The sequence below is a fragment of the Leucobacter soli genome (assembly GCF_042659205.1).
In the GTDB taxonomy this organism is placed as follows: Bacteria; Actinomycetota; Actinomycetes; order Actinomycetales; family Microbacteriaceae; genus Leucobacter; species Leucobacter soli.
The window spans coordinates 1-3,936 of the sequence record NZ_JBHSRW010000213.1 but is presented as its reverse complement, the minus strand read 5'-3'; the positions used below and the strand labels follow the sequence as shown (position 1 = coordinate 3,936).

Below are 3,936 nucleotides of genomic sequence, written 5' to 3'. Positions count from 1 at the left end.
CGCCCCCAGGGCCGGGCGGCCGGGTCGGGCCGCCCGGCCCCGGCCATCGGATCCGCTGCGCTCACCTCTCCATTCTGCCCGGCCGCGGCAACGTCCGCCCCGGCTGCCGTCCCAACGCCCACCTGCCTCCCCTGCCCCCGTCCCGCCACCCCGCCCCACTGCGTCGCGAAAGGCCCCCTTCCCGACGAGCGGCACCGTTCCTCACCGCGAACAACCATGCCGCTCGTCGGGAAGGGGGCCGCTCATGGTGAGGAGCACCCACGGCCGTCGCGACGATCACCGCGGGGGTAAAGTTGGTGGGGTCGCACCGACACGAACATCACACAAACACAAGGAGCGCGCATGACCGCCGCATTCGACGCCGTCATCGAGATTCCCAAGGGCAGCCGCAACAAGTACGAGGTCGACCACGAGACCGGCCGCGTCTACCTCGACCGCGTGCTCTACACGAACTTCGTCTACCCTGCCGACTACGGCTTCTTCGAGGAGACCCTGGGCGAGGACGGCGACCCGCTCGACGTGCTCGTGCTGCTCGACTACCCCGTGTTCCCCGGTGTCGGCATCAAGGTCCGCCCGGTCGGCGTGCTGCGCATGAGCGACGAGGCCGGCGGCGACGACAAGGTCGTCGCCGTGCAGGCGAAGGATCCGCGCTGGACCTGGATCCAGGACGTGGACGACATCCCCGAGTACACGCGCAAGGAGATCACCCACTTCTTCGAGCGCTACAAGGATCTCGAGCCCGGCAAGTGGGTCAAGGTGGACGCCTGGGGTTCGGCGGCCGACGCCGAGCAGCTCATCATCGAGGCGCAGCAGCGCCTCGCAGACCAGCACTGACCGGCTCAGCACTGACCGGCTCTGAGCCGACCGGCAACGCGCAACGCCCCGGAGTTCCGACGAAGGTCGGAGCCCGGGGCGTTGCGCGTGTGCGGGACGATGCGCCGTAGCGGCACCACCGCGGCACCGCAGTGGTGCCGCGGTGCGGGCGTCAGCCGGACATGTAGCTCGGGATCGGGTTCTGGAAGACGCCGTTGATCATGACCTCGTAGTGCAGGTGGCAGCCGGTGCTGTTGCCGGTGGTGCCGACGTAGCCGATGACCTGGCCTCGACTCACCGACTCGCCGTAGCTCACGGCGAAGCGGCTCTGGTGGGCGTAGCGGGTGACGTAGCCGTCGCCGTGGTTGATCCAGACGAAGTTGCCGTAGTTGCCGCCCCAGCCGACGAAGCCGACGGTGCCGCTCTTGGCCGCGTAGATCGGGGTGCCGCAGCCTGCCGCGATGTCGACGCCGGTGTGGCCGTAGTAGCCCCAGTAGTAGGTCGAGATCCAGCCGCCGGAGATGGGTCGGAGCCAGCCGTTGCTTCCGCCGCCACCGCCACCGCCGCCGCCACCGGAGCCGCCGTCCGATGATCCACCGCCACCGCCGCCACCGCCGTTCTTCTTGGCTTCTCGCTCGGCTCTCTTGCGGGCCTCTTCTTCGGCTTTCTTGCGCGCTTCCTCTTCTTTCCGGAGGCGCTCCTTGTAGCCGTCGACCGTCTTGGTGGTCTTGTCCTCGAGCGCTTCGAGCTGCGCCTTGAGCACGTCCTGCCGGTCCTGCTGCTCGGCGAGGAGCACGGCCTGATCCGCTGCGGCCTGCGCGGCGGCGTCGGATTCCTTCTTGGCGGTGTCGCTGAGGGTCTTGCGTTCTGCGCGGGCGACCTCGGCCTGCTCTCCGAGGGATGCGGCGGTGTTGGTCGCCTGCTCGGCCTGCTCGGAGACGGTGGTGTTGCGCTCGGTGGCCTTCTCCATCGCCGCGAGGCGCTCGAGCAGGGCGTCGGCGGTGTCGCCGTCGGTCTGGAGGAAGAGCTCGACGCTGCGGTCGACGCCTCCGGAGCGGTACATCTGAGACACGAGGGAAGCGGCCTGCTCGGTGGCCTCGTCGGCCTCCTTGCGGCTCTGCTCCGCCTGCTTGTCGAGCAGCTCGGACTTGGCGGCGGCGGCCTGCAGCGCCTCTTCGGCGATCCTGGCCTTCTCCATCGCCGCAGCGGAGGCGTCGCGGAGTCGCTCGAGTTCGGATTCGCTCTCGGCGAGGAGCTCCTTGATCTCCTTGACCTTCTTGGCTGCGGCGGCCTCGCTGCGCTTCGCCGCCTGGACGTCGTCCCAGGTGGGCAGCCCGGTGACGGCCTGCGCCGGGTCCGCGCCGATCTGACCGCCGAGCACGGCGCCGCTGACGAACAGCATGACGCCGAACGCTGCGATCCAGCGCCTCGGAGCCCTTCTTGCCTGCACGGGCATAGCTCGACCACCCTCCATCCGAAGCCTCAGGCTAGCATTGAAGGTCAAGGTTCCCGGCCGCACGACGCGGCGTTTTGGCAGGCTTCGCGTCGGTGTTCTCACAGGCTTCGCGTCGGCGCTTTCGCGAGATGCACATGGGCGACCGGTATCGACGGAGGCCCCGGTTGTGCGTGTCCGCGCATAGGTTTCGCGCATACGGAGTCGCGCTTTATTCTGAAAGTATGACCGAGCGTCAGTTCGGCATTGGATCAGCTATGCATCGAGGGAGTCTCGTGGAGCAGAACGACCGCACGTCACCGAACGGATCCGACACGGAGAAGACCGTCACGACTGCGGAGGGAGACGTCTTCGTCGCGGCCCAGCCGAACCAGATCGACGTGACTCCGGAGATCGATGAGATCGCGGAGCTCCGCCGCGCCGGGAAGAAGAGCCCGAAGGACGACGGCCCCGACGCGCCGTGGCGGCAGGGCTACCCTTATGACAAGAAGGTCGGCCGCGCGCGGTACGAGCGCGAGAAGCGCAAGCTGCAGATCGAGCTGCTCAAGCTGCAGGCCTGGGTCAAGGAGCGGGGCGAGAAGATCGTGATCCTCTTCGAGGGCCGCGACGCCGCCGGCAAGGGCGGTGCGATCAAGCGTTTCACCGAGCACATGAATCCCCGCGGCGCGCGCGTCGTGGCGCTCGAGATCCCCACCGAGCGCGAGCAGAAGCAGTGGTACTTCCAGCGCTACGTCGCGCACCTCCCCACGGGCGGCGAGATCGTCATGTTCGACCGCTCCTGGTATAACCGTGCCGGAGTGGAGCGCGTGATGGGATACTGCACGCCGCAGCAGTATCTCGAGTTCACCCGATCCGCGCCCGAATTCGAAAGGATGCTCGTCAACTCGGGCATCCACCTGATCAAGTTCTGGTTCTCGGTCGGCCGCGCCGAGCAGCATGCGCGCTTCGTCTCCCGCAGCGGCGACGAGGTGAAGCAGTGGAAGCTCTCGCCGACCGACCTGGCGAGCCTCGACAAGTGGGAGGACTACACGCAGGCGAAGGAGGCGATGTTCTTCTACACGGACACGCCGCACGCGCCGTGGACCGTCGTGAAGTCGAACGACAAGAAGCGCGCCCGCCTCGAGGCGATGCGCTGGGTGCTCTCGCTCTTCGACTACCCGGACAAGGACCACAAGCTCGTCGGCACCCCCGATCCGCTGATCATCGGCAGCCCGTCGAGCGTCTACGACGAGGGCGAGGGTCCGACCGGCTCGTTCCCCGTCGTGCAGTAGCGCAGTCCGGCCACGTCGGGCAGGCGGCCGCCACCGGCCCGCGACGAGCGGCCCGGCGACGGGACGACCTGCAACGGGCCCCGCGACGGCCCGACGAAGATGATCAGGATCGCCGGTCGAGTAGGATCCGTCCCGTGGGGGCCGGATCACGGCCCGGTCGGGAAGGGGCGATGAGGACGATGCGATCAGGATCCCGCGCGGGTCGCCGCTCGCTCGCCCACCTGCTGCCCTCCCCCGCCGACTACAGCGGGCTGCGTCGCAGCTGGCGCTCCGATCTGATCGCCGGCGTCACGGTCGGCATCGTAGCGCTGCCGCTCGCGCTCGCCTTCGGGGTGAGCTCCGGCGTCGGCGCCGAGGCGGGCCTCGTCACGGCGATCGTCGCCGGGCTGGTCGTCACCC

At 68.7% G+C, this 3,936-nt stretch carries 4 protein-coding genes; 3 read left to right on the top strand and 1 reads right to left on the bottom strand.

The window, feature by feature from the left end; genetic code table 11:
• Positions 1 to 342: 342 nt before the first annotated feature.
• On the top strand, positions 343 to 834 hold the full coding sequence (locus tag ACFPZL_RS10940) for an inorganic diphosphatase (protein WP_218116044.1): 492 nt from the start codon (positions 343 to 345) through the stop codon (positions 832 to 834).
• A gap of 151 nt (positions 835 to 985) precedes the next feature.
• Here the strand turns inward: ACFPZL_RS10940 and ACFPZL_RS10935 are convergent, their stop codons facing one another.
• Entirely contained in the window at positions 986 to 2,269 is a 1,284-nt protein-coding gene (locus ACFPZL_RS10935) for a peptidoglycan DD-metalloendopeptidase family protein (RefSeq protein WP_382332883.1), read from the bottom strand.
• A gap of 272 nt (positions 2,270 to 2,541) precedes the next feature.
• Here ACFPZL_RS10935 and ppk2 point away from each other — a divergent pair, with 272 nt between their 5' ends.
• Both ppk2 and ACFPZL_RS10925 read left to right on the top strand, forming a co-directional pair.
• Positions 2,542 to 3,537, top strand: a complete 996-nt coding sequence (gene ppk2, locus ACFPZL_RS10930; protein ID WP_236022104.1) for a polyphosphate kinase 2 — start codon at positions 2,542 to 2,544, stop codon at positions 3,535 to 3,537.
• Positions 3,538 to 3,716: 179 nt separating this feature from the next.
• Positions 3,717 to 3,936: SulP family inorganic anion transporter (locus tag ACFPZL_RS10925; RefSeq protein WP_382335413.1), on the top strand; the 220-nt coding region annotated here is incomplete at its 3' end.

Coding starts and splice junctions, on each gene's coding strand:
- ACFPZL_RS10940 (WP_218116044.1), top strand. CDS start 343: ATGACCGCCGCATTCGACGCCGTCATCGAGATTCCCAAGGGCAGCCGC.
- ACFPZL_RS10935 (WP_382332883.1), bottom strand. CDS start 2,269: ATGCCCGTGCAGGCAAGAAGGGCTCCGAGGCGCTGGATCGCAGCGTTC.